The organism is Helicobacter pylori (assembly GCF_016755635.1).
GTDB classification, from domain to species: domain Bacteria; phylum Campylobacterota; class Campylobacteria; order Campylobacterales; family Helicobacteraceae; genus Helicobacter; species Helicobacter pylori_CQ.
The window spans coordinates 1604169-1630535 of the sequence record NZ_CP051500.1 but is presented as its reverse complement, the minus strand read 5'-3'; the positions used below and the strand labels follow the sequence as shown (position 1 = coordinate 1630535).

The 26367-nt window shown below is 39.4% G+C and carries 31 protein-coding genes; 20 read left to right on the top strand and 11 right to left on the bottom strand.

The window, feature by feature from the left end; translation table 11 throughout:
* The first annotated feature begins 101 nt into the window (after window positions 1–101).
* The 4 genes from HG567_RS07715 (at window position 102) to HG567_RS07990 (ending at window position 3198) form a co-directional block, all read left to right on the top strand.
* Entirely contained in the window at window positions 102–845 is a 744-nt protein-coding gene (locus tag HG567_RS07715; protein ID WP_202163823.1) for a YaaW family protein, read from the top strand.
* A 260-nt stretch (window positions 846–1105) separates the two neighbouring features.
* Window positions 1106–1867 carry a YaaW family protein gene (locus HG567_RS07710; RefSeq protein ID WP_202163822.1) on the top strand — a complete coding sequence of 254 codons (762 nt, stop codon included), beginning with the start codon at window positions 1106–1108 and terminating at the stop codon, window positions 1865–1867.
* A gap of 597 nt (window positions 1868–2464) precedes the next feature.
* Window positions 2465–2749, top strand: a complete 285-nt coding sequence (locus tag HG567_RS07995; protein ID WP_202163821.1) for a DUF3944 domain-containing protein — start codon at window positions 2465–2467, stop codon at window positions 2747–2749.
* Window positions 2725–3198: a YaaW family protein gene (locus tag HG567_RS07990; protein WP_310790491.1), complete on the top strand. Its 474-nt coding sequence runs from the start codon at window positions 2725–2727 to the stop codon at window positions 3196–3198. Before HG567_RS07995 ends, HG567_RS07990 begins: the two co-directional genes overlap by 25 nt.
* 219 nt (window positions 3199–3417) lie before the next feature.
* On the opposite strand, the gene flgG is transcribed toward HG567_RS07990, so the two are convergent.
* From flgG to pdxJ, 4 genes are all read right to left on the bottom strand, one after another.
* Complete coding sequence (gene flgG / locus HG567_RS07695) at window positions 3418–4206, bottom strand: flagellar basal-body rod protein FlgG (RefSeq protein WP_000946437.1); 789 nt, start codon at window positions 4204–4206, stop codon at window positions 3418–3420.
* 182 nt (window positions 4207–4388) lie between these two features.
* The gene (gene tsaD / locus HG567_RS07690) at window positions 4389–5408 is read right to left on the bottom strand and encodes a tRNA (adenosine(37)-N6)-threonylcarbamoyltransferase complex transferase subunit TsaD (RefSeq protein ID WP_202163820.1); all 1020 of its coding nucleotides are present in this window, start codon (window positions 5406–5408) and stop codon (window positions 4389–4391) included.
* Between the two features lie 62 nt (window positions 5409–5470).
* Window positions 5471–6394, bottom strand: coding sequence for a 4-hydroxythreonine-4-phosphate dehydrogenase (pdxA, locus tag HG567_RS07685; protein ID WP_202163819.1), 924 nt, complete (start codon window positions 6392–6394; stop codon window positions 5471–5473).
* A 1-nt stretch (window position 6395) separates the two neighbouring features.
* Window positions 6396–7184, bottom strand: a complete 789-nt coding sequence (gene pdxJ, locus HG567_RS07680; protein WP_202163818.1) for a pyridoxine 5'-phosphate synthase — start codon at window positions 7182–7184, stop codon at window positions 6396–6398.
* A gap of 135 nt (window positions 7185–7319) precedes the next feature.
* Between pdxJ and wecA the strand changes: the two genes are divergently transcribed.
* From wecA to HG567_RS07665, 3 genes are read left to right on the top strand one after another with little or no spacing between them, the layout of a single operon-like run.
* Window positions 7320–8327 carry an undecaprenylphosphate N-acetylglucosaminyl transferase WecA gene (wecA, locus tag HG567_RS07675; RefSeq protein ID WP_202163817.1) on the top strand — a complete coding sequence of 336 codons (1008 nt, stop codon included), beginning with the start codon at window positions 7320–7322 and terminating at the stop codon, window positions 8325–8327.
* Entirely contained in the window at window positions 8327–8923 is a 597-nt protein-coding gene (gene lpxF / locus HG567_RS07670) for a lipid A 4'-phosphatase (protein WP_202163816.1), read from the top strand. Before wecA ends, lpxF begins: the two co-directional genes overlap by 1 nt.
* Window positions 8924–8932: 9 nt before the next feature.
* The gene (locus HG567_RS07665) at window positions 8933–9364 is read left to right on the top strand and encodes a hypothetical protein (protein WP_096399007.1); all 432 of its coding nucleotides are present in this window, start codon (window positions 8933–8935) and stop codon (window positions 9362–9364) included.
* A 184-nt stretch (window positions 9365–9548) separates the two neighbouring features.
* On the opposite strand, the gene metI is transcribed toward HG567_RS07665, so the two are convergent.
* From metI to ribE, 4 genes are read right to left on the bottom strand one after another with little or no spacing between them, the layout of a single operon-like run.
* Window positions 9549–10196 (bottom strand): methionine ABC transporter permease, encoded by a 648-nt coding sequence (gene metI, locus HG567_RS07660; RefSeq protein ID WP_000625450.1) that lies wholly within the window; start codon window positions 10194–10196, stop codon window positions 9549–9551.
* Between the two features lies 1 nt (window position 10197).
* Window positions 10198–11181, bottom strand: a complete 984-nt coding sequence (locus HG567_RS07655; protein WP_202139713.1) for a methionine ABC transporter ATP-binding protein — start codon at window positions 11179–11181, stop codon at window positions 10198–10200.
* 21 nt (window positions 11182–11202) lie between these two features.
* Window positions 11203–11475, bottom strand: coding sequence for a FlhB-like flagellar biosynthesis protein (locus tag HG567_RS07650; protein WP_001044062.1), 273 nt, complete (start codon window positions 11473–11475; stop codon window positions 11203–11205).
* Window positions 11476–12096 carry a riboflavin synthase gene (gene ribE, locus HG567_RS07645; RefSeq protein ID WP_202139712.1) on the bottom strand — a complete coding sequence of 207 codons (621 nt, stop codon included), beginning with the start codon at window positions 12094–12096 and terminating at the stop codon, window positions 11476–11478.
* A 74-nt stretch (window positions 12097–12170) separates the two neighbouring features.
* Between ribE and HG567_RS07640 the strand changes: the two genes are divergently transcribed.
* The 9 genes from HG567_RS07640 (at window position 12171) to mrdA (ending at window position 19527) form a co-directional block, all read left to right on the top strand.
* Window positions 12171–12935 carry a TatD family hydrolase gene (locus HG567_RS07640; RefSeq protein WP_202139711.1) on the top strand — a complete coding sequence of 255 codons (765 nt, stop codon included), beginning with the start codon at window positions 12171–12173 and terminating at the stop codon, window positions 12933–12935.
* An 87-nt stretch (window positions 12936–13022) separates the two neighbouring features.
* Window positions 13023–14141, top strand: coding sequence for a lytic transglycosylase domain-containing protein (locus HG567_RS07635; protein WP_202139710.1), 1119 nt, complete (start codon window positions 13023–13025; stop codon window positions 14139–14141).
* Window positions 14141–15085 carry a septal ring lytic transglycosylase RlpA family protein gene (locus tag HG567_RS07630; protein ID WP_202139709.1) on the top strand — a complete coding sequence of 315 codons (945 nt, stop codon included), beginning with the start codon at window positions 14141–14143 and terminating at the stop codon, window positions 15083–15085. The genes HG567_RS07635 and HG567_RS07630 overlap by 1 nt, the downstream gene beginning before the upstream one ends.
* Complete coding sequence (locus HG567_RS07625) at window positions 15082–15576, top strand: KdsC family phosphatase (RefSeq protein ID WP_078284924.1); 495 nt, start codon at window positions 15082–15084, stop codon at window positions 15574–15576. The genes HG567_RS07630 and HG567_RS07625 overlap by 4 nt, the downstream gene beginning before the upstream one ends.
* Window positions 15551–16144, top strand: coding sequence for a hypothetical protein (locus tag HG567_RS07620; RefSeq protein WP_202139707.1), 594 nt, complete (start codon window positions 15551–15553; stop codon window positions 16142–16144). Before HG567_RS07625 ends, HG567_RS07620 begins: the two co-directional genes overlap by 26 nt.
* On the top strand, window positions 16144–16701 hold the full coding sequence (gene lptA / locus HG567_RS07615) for a lipopolysaccharide transport periplasmic protein LptA (protein WP_001267789.1): 558 nt from the start codon (window positions 16144–16146) through the stop codon (window positions 16699–16701). Before HG567_RS07620 ends, lptA begins: the two co-directional genes overlap by 1 nt.
* Window positions 16698–17324, top strand: coding sequence for a ribosome biogenesis GTP-binding protein YihA/YsxC (gene yihA, locus HG567_RS07610; RefSeq protein ID WP_039087087.1), 627 nt, complete (start codon window positions 16698–16700; stop codon window positions 17322–17324). Before lptA ends, yihA begins: the two co-directional genes overlap by 4 nt.
* Window positions 17325–17336: 12 nt before the next feature.
* Window positions 17337–17780, top strand: coding sequence for a hypothetical protein (locus HG567_RS07605; RefSeq protein ID WP_120868990.1), 444 nt, complete (start codon window positions 17337–17339; stop codon window positions 17778–17780).
* Window positions 17761–19527, top strand: coding sequence for a penicillin-binding protein 2 (mrdA, locus tag HG567_RS07600; RefSeq protein WP_202163815.1), 1767 nt, complete (start codon window positions 17761–17763; stop codon window positions 19525–19527). The genes HG567_RS07605 and mrdA overlap by 20 nt, the downstream gene beginning before the upstream one ends.
* A 487-nt stretch (window positions 19528–20014) precedes the next feature.
* Here the strand turns inward: mrdA and HG567_RS07595 are convergent, their stop codons facing one another.
* Both HG567_RS07595 and HG567_RS07590 read right to left on the bottom strand, forming a co-directional pair.
* The gene (locus tag HG567_RS07595) at window positions 20015–20830 is read right to left on the bottom strand and encodes a MetQ/NlpA family ABC transporter substrate-binding protein (protein ID WP_003013438.1); all 816 of its coding nucleotides are present in this window, start codon (window positions 20828–20830) and stop codon (window positions 20015–20017) included.
* A 146-nt stretch (window positions 20831–20976) separates the two neighbouring features.
* On the bottom strand, window positions 20977–21573 hold the full coding sequence (locus HG567_RS07590; RefSeq protein WP_000961654.1) for a peroxiredoxin: 597 nt from the start codon (window positions 21571–21573) through the stop codon (window positions 20977–20979).
* A gap of 239 nt (window positions 21574–21812) precedes the next feature.
* Here HG567_RS07590 and HG567_RS07585 point away from each other — a divergent pair, with 239 nt between their 5' ends.
* A complete protein-coding gene (locus tag HG567_RS07585; protein ID WP_202139704.1) occupies window positions 21813–22814 on the top strand; it encodes an ABC transporter substrate-binding protein in 1002 nt (333 codons plus the stop codon).
* Window positions 22815–23030: 216 nt separating this feature from the next.
* A complete protein-coding gene (locus tag HG567_RS07580; RefSeq protein ID WP_202139703.1) occupies window positions 23031–24038 on the top strand; it encodes an ABC transporter substrate-binding protein in 1008 nt (335 codons plus the stop codon).
* Between the two features lie 23 nt (window positions 24039–24061).
* Here HG567_RS07580 and HG567_RS07575 read toward each other — a convergent pair whose 3' ends face one another.
* Window positions 24062–25228: an FtsW/RodA/SpoVE family cell cycle protein gene (locus HG567_RS07575; RefSeq protein ID WP_202139702.1), complete on the bottom strand. Its 1167-nt coding sequence runs from the start codon at window positions 25226–25228 to the stop codon at window positions 24062–24064.
* A gap of 205 nt (window positions 25229–25433) precedes the next feature.
* Between HG567_RS07575 and flgB the strand changes: the two genes are divergently transcribed.
* Together flgB and flgC are read left to right on the top strand one after the other, a co-directional pair.
* Window positions 25434–25856: a flagellar basal body rod protein FlgB gene (flgB, locus tag HG567_RS07570; protein WP_000347749.1), complete on the top strand. Its 423-nt coding sequence runs from the start codon at window positions 25434–25436 to the stop codon at window positions 25854–25856.
* Between the two features lie 13 nt (window positions 25857–25869).
* Complete coding sequence (gene flgC, locus HG567_RS07565; RefSeq protein ID WP_120907329.1) at window positions 25870–26355, top strand: flagellar basal body rod protein FlgC; 486 nt, start codon at window positions 25870–25872, stop codon at window positions 26353–26355.
* The last annotated feature ends 12 nt before the right edge of the window (window positions 26356–26367 follow it).

The following is a 26367-nucleotide window of genomic DNA, read 5'->3' as shown; positions in this document are numbered from 1 at the left end:
CCTAAATTTAAAAAATGATGCTGTAATCACTAATCACTAATCACTAAAAGAGGGGGTTGGTGGGATTTGAGCGGTGGTAGGAATAAAATTAAAGGGATTGCATGGCATACAGATACGATAGCGACTTGGAATTTTTAAAGCGATTAAGCTCTAATGATTTGAAAGATTTGTTTGATGCGCTTGTCTATGATGAAGATGGCGAAAAAAGATTTACTGAAGGATTAACGCTTTCAGAAGAATATAAAAGACATGGCAATGATTACGCTAAATATGCAGAAAGAATCGCTGAAGAGTTACAGCGTTATGGGGCTAATAGCTTTGCGAGCGCGTTGAGAGGTACAGGGGTTTTATACAGAGAAATTTTGTGTGAAGTGTGCAATAAATTAAAAGTCAATTACAACAAAAAATCTGACACAACTTTGATTGAAGAAAACATGCTTTCTAAAATCTTAGAAAGAAGTTTGGAAGAAATGGATGATGAAGAAGTGAAAGAAATGTGCGATGAATTGTCCATAAAAAACACGGACAATTTAAACAGACAAGCCTTAAGTGCGGCGACTTTAACGCTGTTTAAAATGGGAGGCTTTAAATCTTATCAATTAGCTGTCATTGTTGCGAATGCGGTTGCAAAAACCATTCTAGGGCGTGGTTTATCGCTTGCGGGCAATCAAGTGCTTACAAGAACTCTGAGCTTTTTAACAGGCCCTGTTGGCTGGATCATTACAGGCGTATGGACAGCGATTGATATTGCAGGGCCGGCTTATAGGGTAACCATACCGGCATGCATTTTGGTTGCCACTTTACGCCTAAAAGCGCAAGCAAACGAAATTAAAAATCTTCTTTAACTCTTTTTAAACCTTTTTTAAAAAACACAACATAAACTTAGACGCTATAAAATGTCTGGGTTTTATTTTTAGCGTTTGAGAAAATTGATGCTTTAAAGCAATCTTAAGAGCGTTGGGCTTTTGAGTTTAAGCCTTTTTAGAATATTAAGTATAGTTTTAGACAAATGATATTAAAATCAGTAATCACTTTAGAAAAATAGCGATGGAGTGCGAAAAGTCGTTTGTTTTTAATAAGTGATAAAACAATATAAAGGAATAATATGGCATACAAATACGATAGAGATTTGGAATTTTTAAAGCAATTGGAATCTAGTGATTTATTGGATTTGTTTGAGGTGCTTGTTTTTGGTAAAGACGGCGAAAAAAGACACAATGAAAAACTCACAAGCTCCCTAGAATACAAAAGGCATGGCGATGATTACGCTAAATACGCAGAAAGGATCGCTGAAGAATTGCAATACTATGGGAGCAATAGTTTTGCGAGCTTCATTAAGGGCGAAGGGGTCTTATACAAAGAGATCCTATGCGATGTGTGCGATAAATTAAAGGTCAATTACAACAAGAAAACTGAAACGACTTTGATTGAACAAAACATGCTTTCTAAAATCTTAGAAAGAAGTTTGGAAGAAATGGATGATGAAGAAGTGAAAGAAATGTGCGATGAATTGTCCATAAAAAACACGGACAATTTAAACAGACAAGCCTTAAGTGCGGCGACTTTAACGCTGTTTAAAATGGGAGGCTTTAAATCTTATCAATTAGCTGTCATTGTTGCGAATGCGGTTGCAAAAACCATTCTAGGGCGTGGTTTATCGCTTGCGGGCAATCAAGTGCTTACAAGAACTCTGAGCTTTTTAACAGGCCCTGTTGGCTGGATCATTACAGGCGTATGGACAGCGATTGATATTGCAGGGCCGGCTTATAGGGTAACCATACCGGCATGCATTTTGGTTGCCACTTTACGCCTAAAAACACAGCAAGCCAATGAAGATAAGAAGTCATTGCAAATAGAATCCGTTTAAGCTTTTTTTAAAAAAGGCATATAATGGAAACCTAGATGCGAAAGTGCATCTAGGTTTCATTTTAATTTAAAGGGAGACAAAATGAGTAACAGTTGCAACAATCAAAACCACAACCAAAAAGGTGATGCTAAAAATCAAAACAACGAAAGTTGTCAAAAAAAATAGCCAAAACCAAGCTAATCAATGCAACGCTAACCACGAACATAAAAACAATAAAAAGTAAGGGTTAGAGGGTTAAAGGAGGGGGTTTCTTGTGCCAAAAATCAAAATAGCGTTTCATTAAGTTAGCAAGTTAGCCCTACCCAAAGAAATCATATGGTTTCTTGCTTTCAAATCAGATTTATCTTATCCAAAATGATAAAGCATATCAAAATATTTTAATTATTATTCTTTGGTTGTAAATCAATAAAACCCATTAGCATTTGTAGCACAATATTCATGCGCAGTTAGCGGGTGTGTTTAAGCCTTTTAGGGCGTTAGACATGATTTTAAAAAATGATGCTGTAATCACTAATCACTAATCACTAATCACTAATCACTAAAAAAGGGGTTTGGTGGGATTTGAGTGAGTGGTAGAAATAAAATTAAAGGGATTGCATGGCATACAGATACGATAGCGACTTGGCATTTTTAAAGCGATTAAGCTCTAATGATTTGAAAGATTTGTTTGATGCGCTTGTTTATGATGAAGATAGCACACTAAGAATGAATGAAGAATTGACAAATTCAACAGAATACAAAAGGTATGGTAGAGATTACGCCAAATACCCCAGAAGAATCGCTGAAGAACTGCAGTGTTATGGGGGCAATACTTTTATTAATTTTTTAGAAACGAAGGGGTCTTATACAAAGAGATTTTGTGCGATGCGTGCGATCATTTAAAGGTTAATTACCATGAAGAATCTCCAACCTCTTTGATTGAGCAAAACATGCTTTCTAAACTTTTGAAAGATAGTTTAGAAAAAATGAGCGGGAGAGAGATTAAAGAACTTTGCGATGAATTGGGCATGACAAATATTGATAAAATGATTAGCGAAAACAAACAAGCTCTAATCGCATCTGTTTTAACGCTGTTTAAAGCGGGCGGCTCTCATTCTTATGCGTTGGCTGTATCTGTTGCAGATGCAATGGTAAGACAAACTCTAGGGCATGGTTTATCGTCTGTGGTGGGTAAAGTAGCGCTTAAAAAAACTCTAGGCATTTTAGCTGGCACTATTGGTTGGGTCATTACAGGCGCGTTAGTGAGCGTCAATCTTGCTGGGCCGGCTTATAGGGTAACCGTGCCTGCATGCGTTTTAGTTGCCACCTTACGCAAAAAATTGAAAGCATAACAAGAAACAAAATTAAAAGCAGAACAAGCGCAACAAGAAGCGGATAAAACTGAGAAAATGTGGTATCTGGCTATCATCTCTATCATTCTTATCGGTCTAGCTGTTTTGGCTGTTTTTTTCATAAAAGGAAAACACCAACCAAACAATAACCCAAAAAGCGGCGTTGAAAAACTTAAAAACCCTAGCCACAAGAATTAAAGAATAACGACACCGCTCCAATTAGCGTTTGAGAGAATTGACGGTTTGGAGCATGGCGTCAGCGGTTTGAATGCTTTTAGAATTGGCTTCATAGGCCCTTTGAGCGGTGATTAGATCCGTCATTTCTTCTACCAATCTCACATTGCTAAGCTCCAAAAAGCCTTGCCTTAACTTGCCTAAGCCTTGAGAATCCGGGTTGCCCACAATCGCATCGCCGCTAGCGTTGGTGATGGAAAACAAATTATCCCCCATAGAATGAAGCCCCGCCGGGTTGACAAAATTAGCCAAAGTGATTTGCCCGATCACATTAGAAGTCGTTTGCAAGCCTTGAGTCACGCTCACCGTGCCATCCACACCGATATTTACTTGCGTGGTGTCTTCAGGTAAAGTGATTTGAGGGATGAGAAGATAGCCCTCGCTTGTTACAAGATTGCCCTGCTCGTCTAGCTTAAAATTCCCGCTTCTTGTATAAGCGGTGGTGCCATCAGGCAATTGGACTTGAAAAAAGCCTTTGCCCGTAATGGCGACATCTAAATTATTTTCCGTTTCTTTAGGGCTGCCTTGCGAAAACATTTTAGTGATCGCGCTAGGGCGCACGCCTAAGCCCACTTCCATGCCATCTGGCGATAAAGTCGTGTTGCTTGTGTTAGTGCCGGCGTATTGCATCGCTTGGTAAAACAAATCGTTAAAATCCGCGCGAGATTTTTTAAACCCAGTGGTATTGACATTGGCGATATTGTTTGAAGTGGTGTCAATGTGCGTTTGTTGGGCGAGCATCCCTGAAGTGGCACTATAGAGAGAACGAAGCATTTTTTCCCTTTAAACTAAAACTTAATAACCTAAAATTGTAACCAAAATAAGATTAAATTTGACTAAAACGCTCTTTTTTAACACCCTCTTTTTTAAGCTCTTGCCTCAAAATAACCGATACTTGACGCTATTGATGAATTTTAGGGCGTTTGATTATGCACTTTCTTTTTGTATCCATTCACTCAAAAACTCTTTAACAGCGTTCTTGGCGAAATATCGGCTTTTTCTAAAGGGACAAAGCGCTTTTTTTGATAAGCCTCTAGGCTTGATCGCCCTATCATGGCGGCATTGTCGCTGCAAAATTCTAAAGGGGCTAAAACAAGCTCGCAATCAAACTCATCGCACAAATATTCAAACGCCTTTCTTAAGGCTAGATTTTGGCTCGCCCCCCCCACAATACCAAAAATTTTAGGGCGTTTGATTTTAAAATAGCGTTTGGTTTGCTGGATTAAATGCTCAATAGCCGCGCTTTGGAAATGATAGCCAATCTTTTGTTTGATCGCTTCATTCAAATTGGGGGCGTTTTTTTCAACCTCCAAACGCACCGCATTTTTTAAACCTGAAAAGCTAAAAGCCAGATTCGGGCTGTTTTTTAAAGGGACAGGGAACATTAAAGGCTCATTTGGATGCCTATAATCAAGGGCTAATTTTTCCACTATGGGGCCTCCTGGATAGCCTAAATCAAGCATTTTAGAAACCTTATCAAAACTCTCCCCAAAGCTATCGTCTAAACTCGTGGCAACGATTTTAATGTCTTCATAATCTCTAGCCTCTAAAATTAAAGAATGCCCCCCAGAGACTAAGAGCACGCTTAAAGGCATGCAGGTTTGTTTTTCATTGATAAAGAGCGAATACACATGCCCTCTCAGATGATCTTCTAAAATCAAGGGCAAATTCAAAGACAAACTCAAGGCTTTTGCCATCATCAAACCTTCTATCAAAGTAACGCTCAAACCTGGCTGATTAGTAATAGCGATGGCTTTAATTTTGGAAAAATCCTTATTCAAGCTTATTTTAATGCGTTCTAATAAGAGCGGCAAATTCTCAGCATGCAAGCGCGATGCAAGCTCAGGCACAACGCCCCCATAAGAGCTGTGGTGCTTTTCTTGAGAGATTTTAAAATGAGCGATGAGCTTGGCGTCCTTTATTCTTGTAAGGGCTAAAGAGCTGTCATCGCAAGAACTTTCAATGCTTAAAATCATGTTTTATCTTTGGGTGGTGTTTTTGCTTGAATTATACTTTGTTGGCTTGGATTTTAAAATCTTTAAGCCAAATATTTGATCGCATTCACATAGCTTTTGTTGTTCGCTTTGTTTTGATAAGCGATGTCAAACGCTGTGCCGTGGTCAGTGGAAGCGCGCAAAATGGGGGCGTTCAAACTCACATTAATGCTTTCATCAAAATAGAGCGCTTTTAAAGGGGCTAGCCCCACATCATGGCTCATGCTCACATAAAAGGGGGTTATTTTGCGCTTATTGGGGGCAAAAGCGCTATCAGCGGGCAAAGGCCCTAAAAAGCATTCAAAGCCTAACGTTTGGTTGCTCTTTTGAATGGCTTTTAAAATCTTTTCATCTTCTTTCCCGAACAAACCCTCTTCGCCCGCATGGGGGTTAAAACCACACACTTGAACGATTTTAGCTTGAGTGCTTTTTTGAAACGCTAACAAAAACCGGACTAACGCTCCCACTTGAATGAGTTGAGAAACCGCCCCTAAAGGCACATGGTCGCTAAATAGCCCCACAAAGAGCTTAAAACACCCAAGCATCATGATGATTTGGTGATCTTTATAGCGTTGTTTTAAAAAATCGGTATGCCCCACAAAAGGGATTTGAGCTTGTTGCCATGCGAGTTTGTTGATAGGTAAAGTGCAAATGCCATCCACTTCTTTATCATCCGCTAACTCGCAAGCCTTTTTAAAACTCTCAAAACTATACGCCCCACTTTGAGCGCTGACTTTGCCTATCGTGCCAGAATTTAATAAGGGTAAGGGGGCATTGATAGCAAGCGTGTTAAGCGTTTTAGTTTCATAAGCGTTATTAAGCAATTGATTGGCCCGCTCTAAAAGTTCGCTATCAATGAGATACAACGGCTCACAAATTGCGCTCACTTCCTTGTGGCTTTTTAAAATCAATTCTAAGCCTACGCCTTGAATGTCCCCACAACTGATCGCAATTTTCTTTTTAGCCATTTTATCGCTTGATGAGTTGCGCCATTTCTAAAATCGCTTTTTCTAAGCCCACTAAAACCGCTTTTGAAATCACGCTATGACCGATATTAAGCTCTCTTAAAGAGGGGATTTTTAACAATTCTTTCACATTAGAATAATTCAACCCATGCCCCGCGCACGCCGTGATACCCATAAAAAACGCTTCTTTACTCATTTTTCTTAATTGCAAAAAGGCGTTGTGCAATTCTTCTTTCAGTTCTTTAGGGCTTTTGTCTTTGAGCGTGCTAATGGCATGGATTTGGTTGTTAGCGTTAGAATATAGAGCGTTGTGCAAATTCGCATATACCCCAGTGTGGAACTCCACTTGCTTGACTTGATGCTCCCTTGCAAAATGCAAGGCGTCTTTTAAAGGATCAATAAACAAAGACACTTCAACGCCTTTATTGTGATACGCTCTAATAACCTCTCCTAAACCCTTTAATGAGCAATCCAACCCCCCCTCTGTCGTAACTTCATTCCTGTTTTCAGGCACGATTGTAACCTTACTCGGCTTATTTTTCAAAGAGCATAAAAAATCAGTGATTCCAGCATTAATAGAGCATTCAATATTGATAGGCAAAGGGCTTATTTCAAGCAGCCTCAAAACATCTTCATTTTGAATGTGCCGTTTGTCTTCTCTCAAATGGATGGTGATTAAATCCACTTTATGGGTGTTTTTAGCGATGAATAGGGCTTCTAAAATCTCAGGCTCATAAGTTTTTCTTATCTCTCTTAAAGTAACAATGTGATCAATATTCAATCCAAAACGCATGACTATCCTTTATTTTATAATAATGATTTTTGAAATTGTAACATAAAACCCACCTCTTATACCTATAAGATTTTATCATCACGCTATCTTTTGCTATAATACCCAAAACAAAATGCCAATTAAATCCAATAAAAAGTGTTGTGGGTGCTATATTTTCTAACCAGTCTCTTCGTTTGCTCTTTGATTGTTTTGTGGTCTAAAAAATCCACGCTCTTTGTGGATAACGCTAATAAAATACAGGGCTTTCATCATGCAAGAACCCCACGAGCCGGAGGGCTTGGGATCTTTCTTTCTTTTGCGTTGGCTTGTTATTTTGAACCTTTTGAAATGCCTTTTAAAGGGCCTTTTGTTTTTTTGGGGCTATCGCTAGTGTTTTTGAGCGGTTTTTTAGAAGACATTAACCTTTCACTCAGCCCCAAAATACGCCTTATTTTACAAGCTGTAGGGGTCGTTTGCATCATTTCATCAACGCCTTTAGTGGTGAGCGATTTTTCGCCCCTTTTTAGCTTGCCTTATTTTATCGCTTTTTTATTCGCTGTTTTTATGCTAGTGGGCATCAGCAACGCTATCAATATTATTGATGGGTTTAATGGGCTTGCGTCAGGGATTTGTGCGATTGCGCTTTTAGTCATTCATTACATAGACCCTAGCAGTTTGTCTTGCTTATTGGCTTACATGGTGCTTGGGTTTATGGTGTTAAATTTCCCTTTAGGAAAGATTTTTTTAGGCGATGGGGGGGCGTATTTTTTGGGCTTGGTGTGCGGGATTTCCCTTTTAAATTTGAGTTTAGAGCAAAAAATCAGCGTGTTTTTTGGGCTCAATTTAATGCTTTATCCGGTTGTAGAGGTGCTTTTTAGTATCCTTAGGCGCAAAATAAAACGCCAGAAAGCCACCATGCCGGATAATTTGCATTTGCACACCCTTTTATTCCAATTCTTGCAACAACGCTCTTTAAATTACCCCAACCCTTTATGCGCGTTTATCCTTATTCTGTGCAACCTGCCTTTTATTTTAATAAGCGTCTTGTTTCGCTCAAACGCTTATACGCTCATTATCATTAGCCTAGTCTTTATCGCATGCTATTTAATAGGCTATGCTTATTTGAACAGGCAGGTTTATGCTTTAGAAAAGCGAGCGTTTTAATGAAAAAACTCAAAGGTCTTTTTTTGAGCCTACTCTTATGGGTCTATCCTTTAAGGAGTGAGCCGATCAATGAGGGGGCATACATTTTAGAAGAGATTGGCGATGTGCTTAGGTTTTTGCCTATTTTTGTAGGCACGGTCAGTTTGGCGATGCGCGATTATAGAGGTTTAGGGGAATTAGCGGTCGGCACATTGGTTACTCAAGGAGTGATTTATGGCCTTAAAGGAGCTTTTAGCACCGCCCATAAAGATGGGGCTAGAGTGGGATTTGCTAAACGCCCGTGCTGTAATTCTTGGAGAGGCATGCCAAGCGGGCATGCTGGGGGGGTGTTTAGCGCGGCTGGGTTTGTGTATTACCGCTATGGGTGGAAACCGGCTCTTCCTGTGATCGCTCTTGCAATCCTCACTGATGCCAGTAGAGTGGTGGCAGAACAACACACAATCTTGCAAGTTACAATCGGCAGCCTTATCGCATGGGGGTTTGCTTATTTATTCACTTCACGCTACAAACCCAAACAATGGATGCTCTATCCTGAAATCTCTAGCGATTTTAAGGGCAGTAGCCGCTATGGGGTGAGCTTTTCTTATCAATGGTAAAGGGATAAAGTGTTAAAAAAGTTATTACTCATTTTGCTTTTTTTAGGGTTTTTAAGAGCTCAAGGCGAACATTATGAAATCATCGTTGAGCTTTCAAAGGCTTTTTTGAAAGCCAAAGACGCTTTTATTATGATCGATGAAACCTATAAAACCTGTGTTAAAACCGGTCATGATCGCACCCAAATACGCCTTCAAAGCGCTTTTTTAGAGAATTTGTCTCAAACAAAACAGCAATTTGATGATTATTTTGAGAAGGATTTTAAAAGCGTAGAAGTTTTAAAAACCTTGCTTAAAGGCATCCAATCGTTAGAAAAAACTTCCAACAAGCTTGCATGCATTACCCCAAAAAACGCTAAAAATTTTGAAATTTTAGAAGGAGCGATAACGCAAATCATAGACTTAGAAAAACAGATGGATAAATTTATCAATGGTGCAAAATAAAGCCCATTGTGGCATGAGAATTTAATGGAATATTCATCGTAAAAAGCTCTAATTCAGTTTGAATGATAACCTTTTAAAGCGTTCTTAGAGAATTGAGTTTCGCCATAAACAAAGCGTAAAAATCCCCTTTAAAAAGAGTATTAAAGTTGGCTTTGAATATTCGTATTTGATGAGAGCCAAATCCCTAATACTTATGCTTTCTTAGGCGTTTCACCACATAATCCCCCGCGCTTTGAATGATTTGCACTAAAACAATAATCACAACCACCGCATAAAAAAGCACATCGCCCCTATAACTTTGATAGCCAATCCTAATGGCTAAATCCCCCAAGCCCCCAGCCCCTAACGCTCCTGCCATAGCCGAATAGCCTATTAAAGAAATTAAGGTGATGGTGATATTGTTCACTAAAGAGGGCAGGCTCTCTAAAAGCATCATTTTAATGACTTCCAAATGAGACGCTCCCAAACTTAAAGTGGTTTCAATCTTGCCATGCTCTACTTCCATTAAAGAATTTTCAAAAAGCTTTGCGACAAAAGGAATGGCTGAAATGGCTAGCGGGATAATGCTCGCGCTAGAGCCAATGCTCGTGCCAATCAAAAAGCGCGATAAAGGCAGGAGCAAAATAATCAAAATGATAAAAGGGAAAGAGCGAGTCATGTTGATAGAAGTGTCTAAAATCTTATGCAAAAGGGGTTTGTTTAACAAATGCCCTTTTTTACTCACTAACAATAAAACCCCCAAAGGCAAGCCAAAAACAACCGCTAAAAAGCTCGCCACAAACACCATATAAAGCGTTTCTAGCGTGGCTTGAATGAGCATTTGAGAAATCATTTTAATCCTTTAATTTTTCAACCTGTAAGCCTAAAGCGTTTAAATACTCTAAAGCCCTTTGAATCTCTGCAACATTGCCTAAAAACCGCACCACTAAATACCCTATATCTTTGGTCGTAAGCTCTTCAATATTGCCTGAAATGATGCTCACGTCTATTTTAAAACGCCTGATCAAATTAGAAATGATCGGCTCGTCTAAATGCTCCCCTAAAAACACAATGCGATAAACGTCTTGCGATTTTTGATCCCCATGCTCGTTTTTGATGCCAAGCAATTCTTTAGTAACGGCATGTTTAGGGTTAGCAAAAATTTCTTCCACTGAGCCTCTTTCCACAATTTCGCCGCTACTGATCACGCACATTTGATTGCACAATTCTTTAACCACTTCAATTTCATGCGTGATGAAAACGATACTCAAATCAAGCTTTTTTTGAATGCCGCTCAAAAGCGTTAAAATAGAATGCGTGGTTTTAGAATCCAAAGCAGATGTGGCTTCATCGCAAAGCAACAAATCAGGGCAATTCGCTAAACTCCTAGCGATCGCCACTCGTTGCTTTTGCCCACCGCTTAGCTGTTTAGGATAAAAATGCATTTTATCTTCTAACCCCACTAATTCCAACAATTCATGCACCCTGGATTGGATCTTAGTTTTTTCCCATCGGGCGATTTCTAAAGCGAAAGCGACATTTTCAAACACATCTTTAGCGCTCAATAAATTGAAATGCTGGAAAATCATGCCTATTTTCTGGCGCGCTTTTTGCAATTCTTTAGGCTTTAAGTTTAACAGATTGACCCCATTGACTAAAACTTCGCCAGAACTGGGGCGCTCTAAACAATTGATTAGGCGAATGAGCGTGGATTTCCCCGCCCCTGAATAGCCTATCACGCCTAAAATGTCGCCTTTTTTCAATTCCAAATTCACGCCTTTTAGAGCATGGAATCCGTTTTCATAAATCTTTTCAATGTTTTTTAATTCCACTACCATCGTTTTAACTTTACATCCCGATCACTTGGACATTTGTGCGTTATTTTCCACGCTATTGAGCCATAAAAACACTTGCACCACGCTTTCATACAATTCTTCAGGTATCGCACAATCTAATTCCACCTTTAAAAGCGAATCCACTAGCATGGGGTTAGAAAAGAGCGCTATATCGTATTCCCTAGCTTTTTGAATGATCCTTTTAGCCACTTCACCCACCCCGCTTGCGATCACCTTTGGGGCATGATCTTGCCCCATGTTATAGGCCAGAGCGGCGGCTTTTATGGTTTTATTCATCTAATACCCTAAAGTCAAAGCATCGGCGTCATTCCAAGAGAAATTTTTTTCAAACCCTTTTGTTTTTTTCAAAATAGACGCAACGCTGCGAACCAACATGTCCGTTTCAATATTCACGCGCCGTTTGAGTTTATAAGTCTTAAAAAGGGTATTCTCTAAAGTGTAAGGGATAATCGTTAGCCAAAACCCCTTTTCTTCTACCTTGCTTAAAGTCAAACTCACCCCATCAATCGCAATAGAGCCTTGCTCAACGCACAACAAAAGCGTTTCTTTAGAAGCGCTGATGAAAAAATCCACTTGATTAGAGTTGTGAATGATTTTTTCAATGACCCCGATAGCGTCAATATGCCCTTGCACAAAATGCCCGTCTAAACTAGCGTTCGCTTTTAGGGCTGGCTCAATATGGACTAAATCCTTGTAATTTTCTAACGCTACGCTGTTTTGGGTTTTTTGGCTCAATTCCACGCTAAAATGCGTTTTTGAACTTTCTATGGCGGTCAAACACGCCCCATTAATCGCAATGCTGTCGCCAAGCTTGGGATTGAGATCGCTCTCTACGCTTAAAATATTGTTGTGGAAACTTTTTACTTTAGCTATTTGATGGATTAGACCGCTGAACATCGTTAATGATTATTTTCCTTATGTTAGAATTCTTAAGTATTGTAACATACTAAATAAAACCACAGGATAAAAGCATGTTTATTGATACGCATTGCCATTTGGATCACAGGGATTATGAAAACGATTTAGAAGAAGTGTTAAAAGAAAGCCTAGAAAAAGGCGTTACTCAATGCGTGATTCCGGGCGCGGACATGAAGGATTTGAACAGAGCAATAGAGATTAGCGAAAAATTTGAAGGCGTGTTTTTTGCCATAGGTGCTCACCCTTATGATGTGGAAAGCTTTGATGAAAGCCTGTTTGAAAAGTTTATTGGGCATCAAAAATGCGTGGCGATAGGCGAATGCGGACTGGATTACTACCGCTTGCCTGAATTGAATGAAAGAGAAAATTATAAAAGCAAACAAAAAGAAGTTTTTACCAAACAGATTGAATTTTCTATCCAACACAACAAGCCCTTGATCATCCACATCAGAGAGGCGAGTTTTGATAGTTTGAATCTTTTAAAAAGCTATCCTAAAGCTTTTGGGGTGTTGCACTGCTTTAACGCTGATGGCATGCTTTTGGAATTAAGCGATCGTTTTTACTATGGGATAGGAGGGGTTAGCACTTTTAAAAACGCTAAAAGACTGGTAGAGATCCTCCCTAAAATCCCTAAAAACAGGCTTCTTTTAGAAACGGATTCGCCCTATTTGACCCCACACCCTTTTAGAGGTACTAGGAATAGCCCTACTTATATCCCTTTAATCGCTCAAAAAATTGCCGAAATCATCAACATAGAGACTGAAGAGCTCGCTTCTTTAAGCACGCATAACGCTCAAACGCTCTTTAGTTTCCCCTAAAATAAGGCTGTGTTAGAAAGCGTTATTCAAGTTTAGCTATAATCAAAGCTATTTTAAAAGCTGGATAGCTGTAGTTATTAGGATGCGATGCCAAAAAGAATGAAGTGTTTTAGTCAAAAATGGTTGGTTTTTTTTGTTACCCTTTTATTGGCCTCTTTAGGCCATGCGAAAATGGCTTTTGAATCTAATATTGACACCAAAGCGCTAGAGGCCTTTGGGGTTAATGCGGGCTTTTTATCCCAAATGCCAAACGCTTTAAAGAAAATGAATAAAGAAGAGGAATGGAAAAAGTTAGTCAAAAGATTTGATGTGAATTACCAGTTCATCCCCATCATTAAAAACATGCTCATAGAAGCGAGCGTGCCGCAAGAATTTTTATTTTTAGCCATGGCAGAGTCCAAATTTTCATCAAGGGCTTATAGCAGGAAAAAAGCGGTAGGGATTTGGCAATTCATGCCAAGCACGGCTAAAGAATTAGGGCTTAAGGTCAATCATTACATTGATGAAAGAAGAGATCCCATTAAAAGCACTCAAGCGGCGATCACTTATTTGAAACGGCTCTACAAGCAAACCGGGGAGTGGTATTTGGTCGCTATGGCGTATAATTACGGCTTACGCAAGGTTCAAAATGCTATTAAAGCCGCCGGCACTTCAGACATTAAAGTCTTGCTAGATGAAGATAAAAAATACCTCCCTAAAGAGACACGAGAGTATATCCGCTCCATTCTAAGCTTGGCGTTGAAATTCAACAGCCTAGACAATCTCAAAGATAAAGAATATCTACTCAATCGTGGGGCGAGGGTGAGTTTAGTGGGCGTCCCGTTTAAAAGGCACACTTCTTTAATCCAAGTGGCCAAAAATTTAAACTTGAGTTTAGAAACCTTAAAATCCTACAACCACCAATTCCGCTATAATATTCTGCCCTCTAAAGACCCCACCTACACCATTTATATCCCTTATGAAAAACTCGCCCTTTTCAAACAACGCCAACTCAAACAAAATAAAAGCATTCAAGCCAGTTCAAAAAGCCCTTTCATCACCCATGTGGTCTTGCCTAAAGAAACCTTGTCTTCTATCGCTAAACGCTATCAAGTCAGTATTTCCAGTATCCAATTAGCCAATAACCTCAAAGATTCTAATATTTTTATCCACCAGCGCTTAATCATCCCCACCAACAAAAAATTACTCGCTACGAGGGAATTTTAATGGGTTTGGCGTTAAAAAAAGTTTGTTTTTTAGGCGTTATTTTTTTGATTAGTGCTTGTGCGGTCAAAAAAAATGGGGTAAAGAATTTGTCTTACAAGCATGAAAGCTTGCGCGCTTATGAAAACGCTAAAGACTATGACCCGACAACCAAAAAAGCCACCTATAAACGCAATTTTTTTGAACGCCATTTCAAACACCACTCCGATTCGCAAGATAGCAATACAAAACAACCCCTAGATAACGGCATGCGCGATTCTAGTGCGATCCAAAGAGCCACCATGCGCCCTTATCAAGTGGGTGGCAAGTGGTATTACCCCACTAAAGTGGATTTAGGCGAAAAATTTGATGGCGTTGCGAGTTGGTATGGTCCCAATTTCCATGCCAAAAAAACCAGTAATGGGGAAATCTATAACATGTATGCCCACACCGCCGCGCACAAGACTTTACCCATGAACACCGTGGTGAAAGTCATCAATGTTGATAATAACTTAAGCACCATCGTGCGCATTAATGATAGAGGGCCTTTTGTGAGCGATCGCATCATTGATTTGTCTAATGCGGCCGCTAGGGATATTGATATGGTTCAAAAAGGCACGGCCAGCGTGCGCCTCATTGTTTTGGGTTTTGGTGGGGTTATCTCTAAGCAATACGAGCAATCCTTTAACGCCAACTCTTCAAAGATCTTACACAAGGAATTTAAAGTCGGCGAGAGCGAAAAAAGCGTGAGTGGAGGGAAATTTTCTTTGCAAATGGGGGCTTTTAGAAACCAAATAGGCGCTCAAACTCTAGCGGATAAATTGCAAGCAGAGAATAAAAATTACAGCGTCAAGGTTGCTTTTAAAGACGATTTGTATAAAGTTTTAGTTCAAGGGTTTCAAAGCGAAGAAGAGGCTAGGGATTTTATGAAAAAATACAACCAGAATGCGGTTTTAACGAGAGAATGATTAAGTTATTGCTTTTAGATGTGGATGGCACGCTCACGGACGGGGCGTTGTATTTTGATGAAAATTTTCACGAAATCAAGGCTTTTAATGTCAAAGACGGGCTTGGCATGACGCTATGGCAAAAATTAGGCAAAAAAATCGCTATCATTACAGGAAGAACTTCAATCATGGTGAAAAGACGCATGGAGAGCTTGGGCGTTCAGTTTGTTTTTATGGGCGTTGAAAATAAAAACGCCGTTATAGAGCGGCTCAAAAAAGACTTGCAATTGAGCGCGCAAGAAATCGCATGCGTAGGCGATGATTATAACGATTTAGGCATGTTTAAGGCATGCGCTTTGAGTTTTGCTCCTTTTGATGCACACCCCTTGCTTAAAAGCAAGGCCTATAAGGTGTTGCAAAATTCAGGGGGCAAGGGGGCTGTTAGGGAAGCGATTGATTATCTCTTAGAATTGGAAGGCTTGCAAGATGAAGCGCTCAAGCTTTACCTCTAATAGCGTTTTAAACTTCTTTGTGGTTTTGTCTTTCATCACGATAGGGCTAGTGTTTTTCTTTTTGCGTTCCCAACCCACTAGCGTGGTCTCTAAAGAAAATATCCCTAAAATTGAATTAGAAAATTTTAAAGCGTTTCAAATCAACGATAAGATCCTTGATCTGTCCATAGAGGGCAAAAAAGCTTTACAATACGATGATCACGAGATCTTTTTTGATTCCAAAATCAAGCGCTATGATGAAGACACCATTGAAAGCGTTGAATCCCCTAAAGCCAAGCGGCAGCAGGATTTGTATTTCTTCCCTAATGGGGTTACTTATAAAAGAAGCAACGATTCTAGTTTTTGGAGTGAAACAGGGATTTATAACCATAAAGAGCAAAATTTTAAAGGCAAGGGCCGTTTCATTCTCACTTCAAAGAATAGCAAGATTGAAGGGCTTGACATTTCTTATTCGCATGCATTAGCTATTATTGAAGCTCAAAGCATTCAAGCGCATTTATTCTTAGATGAAATCAAACAAAGCCAAAAAGAAAAGAAAAAATTCCCCACTTTCAAAGGAGGTTTTTAATGCGTTGGTGGTGTTTTTTGGTGTGTTGTTTTGGTATTTTAAGCGTGATGAGCGCTCAAAAAACAGACAATAAAGGTTTGAAAAAAGAAAGAGAGCTTTTAGAGATTACTGGCAACCAATTTGTAGCGAACGACAAAACAAAAACCGCCGTTATTCAAGGCAATGTGCAGATCAAAAAAGGTAAAGACCGGTTGTTTGCGGATAAAGTGAGCGTGTTTTTAAACGATAAACGAAAGCCAGAGCGCTATGAAGCCACAGGGAACACGCATTTTAACATCTTTACAGAGGATAATCGTGAAATCAGCGGGAGCGCTGACAAGCTCATTTATAACGCGCTGAATGGGGAATACAAATTATTGCAAAATGCGGTGGTTAGAGAAGTGGGGAAATCTAATGTCATCACCGGTGATGAAATCATTTTAAACAAAACTAAGGGTTATGCTGATGTGTTGGGGAGCGCGAAACGGCCCGCTAAATTCGTGTTTGATATGGAAGATATTAATGAAGAAAATCGTAAGGCTAAATTGAAGAAGAAAGGCGCTAAGGAAAAACCATGATCGCCATTAAAGACGCTCATTTTCTCACTTCTTCTAGCCAACTTTTTCAATGCCCTGCGAGCTTGACTTCTGAGATGGTCATTTTAGGGCGCAGCAATGTAGGCAAAAGCTCGTTTATTAATACCTTGTTGGGGAAAAATCTCGCCAAAAGTTCAGCGACACCGGGAAAAACCCGCTTAGCGAATTTTTTTTCCACCACTTGGGAAGATAAAGAAAACGCCTTAACAACCACTTTTAATGTGATTGATTTGCCCGGGTTTGGCTACGCTAAAGTTTCTAAAAGCTTGAAAAAAGAATGGGAGGGGTTTTTATGGGAATTGTTGAGCGTTAGGGTTTCTATCAAGCTTTTTATCCATTTGGTAGACGCACGCCATTTGGATTTAGAAATTGATAAAAACGCTAAAGAAAACATTCAAGCCCTTTTAAGGCCCGATCAAGCCTACCTTACTCTTTTTACGAAGTTTGACAAGTTGAATAAAAACGAACAACACCGCCTTTTTTTAAACGCTCCTAAACCTTTTTTAATCAATACCACCCATTTTAACGCTCTTTCTTCAAAATACCCAACCCTTGAAATAGTGCGCCAAACCCTTTTGAAATACTTGCTCACTAACCCCTTATAGGCCACAAAAACCATGCTCTCTTTAAAACAAGATTCCTTTTTTTTCTTATGTTTAGGGATCTTGGGTTTTTATTTTTATAGCCTTTTGAGAGACTTAATGCCTTTTTTACCCCCGATGATTGGGTTTTTATTCTTGTTTTATGCGAAAAAATACGATCATTTTTTACCCAGTTTGAGCGTGTTTGGTTGTTTGTTTTGGTTTGAGAGCATGCATTTAAAGACTTTAGGCGTTTTAGCTTTATTGTTTTTAATCTACCATCAAATCGTTTATAAAAACTCTTTAAAGCTTTTTAATGACGGCTTTTTATTCAAAACTTTGCATGTTTTTTTGGTTTATTACCTCTATTTATCGCGCTTTTTTTCGGTGTCTTTGGATTTGAAGACGATCGGTTTTCTCGCTCTTTTTGCTTTAATAGAGAGCGCTTTGTGGGGTTTGTATGAAAAATCTTCGCTATAAGCTTTTACTCTTTGTTTTTATAGGGTTTTGGGGGTTATTGGTTTTAAATTTATTTATTTTAAGCGTTAAAAATCAAGAATACTATGAAAAACTGGCCGAACGCAACATGACCAAAAAAGAATTTCTAGTCCCTACAAGGGGCGATATTACAGACAGAAATGATGAGTTTTTAGCCACTAACGAATTGGTGTTTGGCGTGTTTTTGCCCAGTAGACTGAAACAAAAAGAACTTTTGGAAAAAATTGAAATCATCCAAAAGTTTTTCCCTAACTTTTCCAAAGAAACGCTTTTAAACAATTACCAAAAAGAAAATTCGCTTTATAACCACAATCTCATTAAAGTGGTGGGATTCATTCCTTATGCCGCCATGCAACCTCTTTATGCCAAACTCATCCAAACTCAAGGCATTTTTGTGTTGCCTTTAGACAAGCGCTACTACCCTAATAACGCTTTAGCTTCGCATGTTTTAGGCTATGTGGGGGTGGCAAGCTTGCAAGATCTAAAAGACGATGAGGAGAATCAATACAGCCAGATTGTGGGCAAAACCGGTATTGAAAAAGAATACAACAAGCTTTTACAAGGCAAGGTGGGCTATAAAATCATGCGCGTCAATGCGCTCAATCAAGAATTAGCCACTTTAGAAGTAGTGCCGCCAAGCACCAATAACCACTTGCAATTGAGTTTAGACAAACGCTTGCAAAAAGAAGCGGACAAGCTCTTTGAAAATAAAAGGGGGGCTATTTTAGTGATGGATGCGGAAAATGGGGAATTGCTCGTTGCAGGAAGTTACCCTGAATACAATTTGAACGATTTTGTAGGCGGGATCAGTCAAGACAAATGGCAAAAACTTCAAGATGATATTTATAACCCCTTACTAAACCGCTTCGCTAACGCCTTGTATCCGCCGGGATCTGTGGTTAAAATGGGCGTGGGCTTGAGCTTTTTAGAAAACCTTCATATCACAGAAAACACCACTATCCCCACACCGCCTTTTATTGAAGTGGGTAAGCGCAAATTCAGAGACTGGAAAAAAACAGGGCATGGCAATTCCAATTTGTATAAAGCCATTAGGGAGTCTGTGGATGTGTATTTTTATAAGTTTGGGCTTGAAATCTCTATAGAAAAACTCTCTAAAACCTTAAGGGAAGTGGGCTTTGGGGAAAAAACGGGCGTTGATTTGCCGAATGAATTTGTGGGGATTGTGCCGGATAATTTGTGGAAACTCAAACGCTTCAATCAAGATTGGCGCGTTGGGGACACGCTCATTACCGCTATTGGGCAAGGCTCTTTTTTAGCCACGCCCTTACAAGTGCTAGCCTACACGGGACTCATTGCGACAGGCAAACTGGCGACGCCTCATTTTGCTATCAACAACCAACAACCGCTCAAAGACCCCCTAAATAGCTTTCAAAAAAAGAAGCTCCAAGCCTTGCGCGTGGGCATGTATGAAGTGTGTAACCATAAAGACGGCACGGCTTATCATTCCACAAGAGGTTCTAAGGTTACTTTAGCGTGTAAAACCGGCACCGCGCAAGTCGTGGAAATCGCTCAAAACATCGTCAACCGCATGAAAGAAAAGGATATGGAATATTTCCATCGATCCCATGCGTGGATTACTGCATTTTTGCCTTATGAAAAACCCAAATACGCTATCACTATTTTAGTAGAACATGGGGAAGGGGGGTCAAAACTAGGAGGCTTGTTAGTGAAAATGAGCAATAAACTCTATGAGCTTGGCTATCTTTAATAAAATTTTAAACCTTTTCAAAAACGCAACCCTTTAAACGCTAAAGACCATTAGCCAACTTGTTTCCAACTTGTTTCACCGCTCTATAACTCAGTCTAACGGGTGGTTTAAAACTGGTCTTTATTAAAGAACATTCTAAAAGCGTAACTTCAATGAGATTTAGGCTTGCTGTATGTTTGGCTTTATTCTAATCGCATATTAATAGCTGAAGTCTTGTTTAATCTTTTTAAAAATAGGGTTTTAGTTGTTTTGCTTCATCGTTTTAGATTTTATCATGATTTTCTTAAAAGGATAAGGGGTTATTTTGCGCTATTCCCCCCCCTTAAGAAATAACGCTTTTTTAAGAAATTGTTGCTTGATTAACGCAAGCTCTTTTCGTTTTATTTTAAAAAGACTTTTAGCGTTTTTAATGCTCAATGAGAAAAGAGTTTTTTATTAGTGCCTAAAACACCCCATTCATCTTAAAGATGAATTTTATCCAAATGGCTCAAAAAGCTGGGATAATCGCCCCTTTATAGGTATCCAAAATAAATTTCCTGGTCTTTTCACTTTGTAAGGCTTCAATCAGCGCTTTTATGGCTTCATCTTGCGCGTTATCCTCACGAGCGGCTATTAGATTGGCATAAGGCGAGTCCTTGTCTTCTGAAAATAAAGCTCCGGTGAGTTTTGCTTGCAAGGCATAATTCCCTGTTACAATAGCCCCATCCACATCCCCTAAAACTTTAGGCAATAATGCGGCTTCTAAAGGCTTGATTTTGATGTTGTAAGGATTTTTGACAATATCAAACTCCGTAGCGTATAGATTGCTTGGGTCTTTGAGAGCGATAAGGCCTTGTTTATGGAGTAAAATCAACGCCCTGCCTTGATTGGCCGGATCATTTGGCACGGCAATCACTGAGCCTTTTTTAAGGTTTTTAATGTCTGTGATTTTTTGAGAATAAAATCTTAAAGGCTCCACATGGATATTGGCCAAACCAACAAGGTGCATTTTTCTGTCCAAATTAAACCGATCCAAATAAGGGCGGTGCTGGAAGTAATTCGCGTCTAAAGAGCCGTCATTGAGCGCTAAATTAGGCAACACATAATCGGTAAAAGACACGATCACTAATTTGATCCCTTTCTCCTTCAAATCGTCCACGACTGATTGCAAGATTTGCGCATGCGGCACAGGGTTAGCGCCCACTTTAAGCTCACGAGTGATTTTGCGGTCTTCTTTTTTTTCTTTGTGGTGTTTGGCGTCTAAAAGATTAAAAAAACCTAAAACAATAGCGGTTACGCAAATAATACGCTTGAATATATTCATAAAAAACCCTTTATTAAAAAAAAATAATTCAAAAATGATAAAAAGATAAAACGATACGAAAATTTTAGAAACTGGCAAAGAATAAAAAGAAAAGGATTCAATCAAGAAAAACAAAGTTTCTCTTGATCAAACAGCGAATTGAACCATTAAAGGTTAATGGAATTTTCTTTAAGATATTCTGCAACGCCTTTATGGGTAGCTTTCATCCCTTTATCGCCTTTTCTCCAGCCTGCTGGGCATACTTCACCATGTTCTTCAAAGTGTAAGAGAGCGTCTACCATGCGAAGCATTTCATCTGCATTCCTACCTAATGGCAAGTCATTGATCACTGCATGTCTTACTTTCATGTTTTTGTCAATCAAAAAAGCTCCTCTCAAAGCGATCGCTTCTTCAAACAGCACATCATAGTCTCTAGAAATGCTCTTAGTAATATCAGCCACCATGGGGAAAGTTACTTGACCAATACCGCCTTTTTCTACAGGGGTGTTTTTCCATGCAAAATGCACTTGTTCGCTGTCAATAGACACGCCAATCACATTAAAGCCTTTTTCTTGGAAGTCTTTCACTCTTTTGTCAAACGCAATGATTTCTGTAGGGCATACAAAAGTAAAATCTTTTGGCCAAAAGAAAAGGATCACACCATTTTTACCTAAATTTTTAGAAAGCTCAAAGTGCTCATCAACCTCATTGTTTCCTAAAACGGCAGGCGCTTTAAAATCGGGGGCAAGTTTTGTAACTAACATATACAACTCCTTAAGTGTTTTAAAATTTTGTTGGATCAAAATTAAATCTGAACAGATTTAATTTTATTATGCTTTCCACTCAATCAGCGGAAACATGGTGGAGTATAATCTTAAAAAGTTAATGAAAGGATATTTCCTTTTAAATTTTAAGATTTTGTGAAAAAAAGTTTCATTTTTACTGCTTGTATTTCCTTGAATAGTGTTATAATCGCTTCATAAATCATACGAAAGGAATTTTTATGCTAATCGCTGGTCTTAAAAAAGCTTTAATCTCTTGTTCTTTAGGTGCGCTCATTGTTTCATCGTTATTAGGCGTGGCTAACGCTTCTAATCAAGAAATCCAAGTCAAGGATTATTTTGGGGAGCAAACCATAAAGCTTCCTGTTTCTAAAATAATCTACTTGGGTAGCTTTGCAGAAGTGCCTGCCATGTTCCATACTTGGGATAGGGTCGTAGGCATTTCGGATTACGCTTTTAAATCTGATATTGTTAAAGCCACTCTCAAAGATCCTAAACGCATTAAATCCATGAGCAGCGATCATGTGGCGGCGTTGAATGTGGAGCTTTTAAAAAAACTTAGCCCTGATCTTGTGGTAACCTTTGTGGGCAACCCTAAAGCCGTAGAGCATGCGAAAAAATTTGGCATATCATTCCTTTCTTTCCAAGAAAAAACCATTGCAGAAGTCATGGAAGATATTGACGCTCAAGCTAAAGCCTTAGAAGTTGACGCTTCTAAAAAATTGGCCAAAATGCAAGAAACTTTGGATTTCATTGCTGAGCGTTTGAAAGGCGTTAAAAAGAAAAAAGGGGTGGAGCTTTTCCATAAGGCCAATAAGATTAGCGGCCATCAAGCCCTTGATTCAGATATTTTAGAAAAAGGGGGTATAGACAATTTTGGCTTGAAATACGTTAAGTTTGGGCGCGCTGACATTAGCGTGGAAAAAATCGTTAAAGAAAACCCTGAGATTATCTTTATTTGGTGGATAAGCCCGCTTAACCCTGAAGACGTGTTAAACAACCCTAAATTTGCTACTATTAAGGCCATCAAAAACAAGCAAGTTTATAAACTCCCCACGATGGATATTGGCGGGCCTAGAGCCCCACTCATTAGTCTTTTTATCGCTTTAAAAGCCCACCCTGAAGCCTTTAAGGGCGTGGATATTAATGCGATGGTGAAAGACTACTATAAAGTGGTTTTTGATTTGAACGATGCAGAAGTTGAACCCTTTTTATGGCATTAATTTTTAAAAAAAGGGCGATATTTTTTAGCCTTTCGTGTATCGCGCTAGGCTTAAAACAAGCCTTGTAGCTAAAACTCTCTTCCATATTTTAATCTTTAATCTTTAATCTTTATATTTAATAATTTTAGGATTTTATGAAAAAAAGTTTCATTTTTACTATTGTTATTTTCTTAGTAATGTTATAATCGCTTTATAAATCATACAAAAAGGATCGTTATGTTAGTTACTCGCTTTAAAAAAGCCTTCATTTCTTATTCTTTAGGTGTGCTTGTCGCTTCATTATTATTGAATGTGTGCAACGCTTCAGTGCAAGAAGTCAAAGTCAAGGATTATTTTGGGGAGCAAACCATAAAGCTTCCCGTTTCTAAAATAGCCTATATAGGGAGTTATGTAGAAGTGCCTGCCATGCTTAATGTTTGGAATAGGGTTGTAGGCGTTTCGGATTACGCTTTTAAAGACGATATTGTTAAAGCCACTCTCAAAGGCGAAGATCTTAAACGAGTCAAACACATGAGTACTGATCATACAGCCGCATTGAATGTAGAGCTTTTAAAAAAGCTTAGCCCTGATCTTGTGGTAACCTTTGTGGGCAACCCTAAAGCCGTAGAGCATGCGAAAAAATTTGGTATATCATTCCTTTCTTTCCAAGAGACAACGATTGCAGAGGCCATGCAGGCCATGCAAGCTCAAGCCACGGTCTTAGAAATTGACGCTTCTAAAAAATTCGCCAAAATGCAAGAAACTTTGGATTTCATTGCTGAGCGTTTGAAAAATGTCAAAAAGAAAAAAGGGGTGGAGCTTTTCCATAAAGCCAATAAAATCAGCGGTCATCAGGCCATTAGCTCAGACATTTTAGAAAAAGGGGGCATAGACAATTTTGGCTTGAAATACATTAAGTTTGGGCGCGCTGACATTAGCGTGGAAAAAATCGTTAAAGAAAACCCTGAAATCATTTTCATTTGGTGGGTAAGCCCACTCACGCCTGAAGATATTTTAAACAACCCCAAATTTTCCACTATCAAAGCCATCAAAAACAAGCAAGTTTATAAACTCCCCACGATGGATATTGGCGGTCCTAGAGCCCCACTCATTAGCTTGTATATTGCTTTAAAAGCCCACCCTGAAGCCTTTAAAGGCGTGGATATTAATGCGATGGTTAAAGACTACTATAAAGTGGTTTTTGATTTGAATGATGCAGAAGTTGAACCCTTTTTATGGCACTGATTTTTAAAAAAGGCTGATATTTTTTAGCCTTTCGTGTATCGCGCTAGGCTTAAAACAAGCCCTATAGCGATACAATTCGCTAGAAGCGAACTCCCTCCATAGCTCAAAAACGGCACCGCCAGACCTTTGACCGGAAGAATTCCGCCCACCCCAAAGGCGTTGATCACCAAAGAAAAACTGATGAGCAACACCACGCCCACGCAAAATAGCGAATATTTTGGCTCTTTCAAGCGGTTAGCGATCCTAAAAATCAAAACAATCAAAACAGAAAACAAAATAAAACAAACGCATAACCCCAAAAAACCCCATTCTTCGGCGATCCCAGCTAAGACCATGTCCGTATGCACTTCGCTCAAAAACCCAAGCTTGATTTGCCCTAGCCCAAGCCCTTGCCCTAACAACCCCCCATTATGCATGGCATTGCCTGCATGAAAGACCTGATAGGATTCGGGCAAGTCGCTTATTCTAAGAGCGTTCGCTAATTTATCCGGCAAGAGCGTGAAAAGCGAATTTTGCAAATTAGACCACCACAATTTCAGGCGCAAAATCCTATGCTCGCTTGTAACAATCGCTAAAACGCTGATCGCAAACGCCCCTGAAATAATCAAGCCAAACAAATGCGCACTCCCCCCAGAAAAAACCAACAACACCGCTAAAACCGCCCCCAAAAGAACGATCTGCCCCAAATCGTTTTGCAAAACCCCTACCCCAATCGCTAAGGCTACAAACACCACCGAATAAGGCACAAAAGTGATGAGTTCTTCTTTGACATTAGCCTTTTCTTTTGCCACAAAGGTGCGAGACAAACTCCACGCAAGAAAAAAGGTGAAACCAACCTTCAAAAACTCCAAAGGCGCTAGAGAGAAAAACCCCAAACGAATCCATCGCTTCGCCCCCCCTGCACTGCTAGAAAGGCTTTCTGGCAAAAAAAACATGCCAATAATGAGTAATGGTGGGACAAAAAGGAGAAAAAACCCCAAACGGCTAAACCACTTGCTAGGATCAACCCGAGACAACCCCCACATGATAACGATCCCTATGATCGCACTCACAAGTTGGCGTATGAAAAAATGGAATTCCCCATAATGATACAGCACCACTGTAGTGTAAGTTGAGAGCGAATAGCTCATCAATACCCCCAAAAAAATCAATAGCGAAGCGCAAAAAAACAAGCTTTTGTCTGTAGTCATTAGGATTTCCTTAACTTTGGTTTTTGAATAGGCGTTATTTTAAGGTATTTTAGGGGTATTTTACACTATAATGGCCCTGAATTGGATTATCGCTCCAACTTTAAGCATGCTGTGAAATTGATCGCATTCTTTAATGAAAAAGCGAGCCAGTTTTGGAATGCTTTTTGCATGCTATGAATTTGCAAGGGTTTAAAAAGGGGTTTTGATGGATTTTTCTAAAGCGTTTGGGTTGGTTTATAAAGCGTTAGATTATAGGGCTTTAAGGCAGGATATGATCGCTTCTAACATCGCTAACGTGGATACCCCCTTTTACAGGCCAAAGGATTTGGATTTTGAAAGCGTTTTAGCGGAGAAAAAAGCAGAGATTTTTGAAAACCAATCCAGTAAAGTTTTGCCTTTAGCCCACACTAACCCTAGGCATTTAGACTTTGAAAATAGCGCTAAAGAGGGGGCGAGTCTTTTTTTTAGAGACGGGCATTTGGCTAAAAATGATGGCAACAGCGTGGATTTAGACATTGAAACGAGCGAAATGGGCAAGAACTCTACCATGTATTTAGCCTTGAGTTCAGCCTTAAAAAAGTATCGAGGCGTGATCAATTACGCCATTGACTCTAGTAAGAATTTATAATTAGGAGAAAAGCATGTTTTTATCTTCTTTTGATATTAGCGGTTATGGCTTGTCCGCCCAACGCTTAAGGGCTAATTTGATTTCTTCTAATATCGCTAACGCTAACACCACGCGCACGAGTGAAGGAGGCCCTTATAGGAGGCAAGAAGCGGTGTTTAGGGCTTTTGATTTCAATGAGATTTTAAACCAAAAAATCGCCCAAAACAATCAAATTACCCCCTATGAAGACCCTTTAGATGAAGGCGATAACAACCCCTTAATCCCCATTACAAGCGTGGTGGTGGATAAGATTGTGCGCGATGATAGCGAGCCGTTAATGAAATACGATCCCAGCCACCCTGACGCTAACGCTCAAGGCTATGTGGCTTACCCCAATGTGAATGCGGTGGTTGAAATGGCGGATTTAGTGGAAGCGACTAGAGCCTATCAGGCCAATGTTGCAGCCTTTCAAAGCGCTAAAAACATGGCACAAAACGCGATTGGCATGTTACAAACATGAATGATTTGTAAC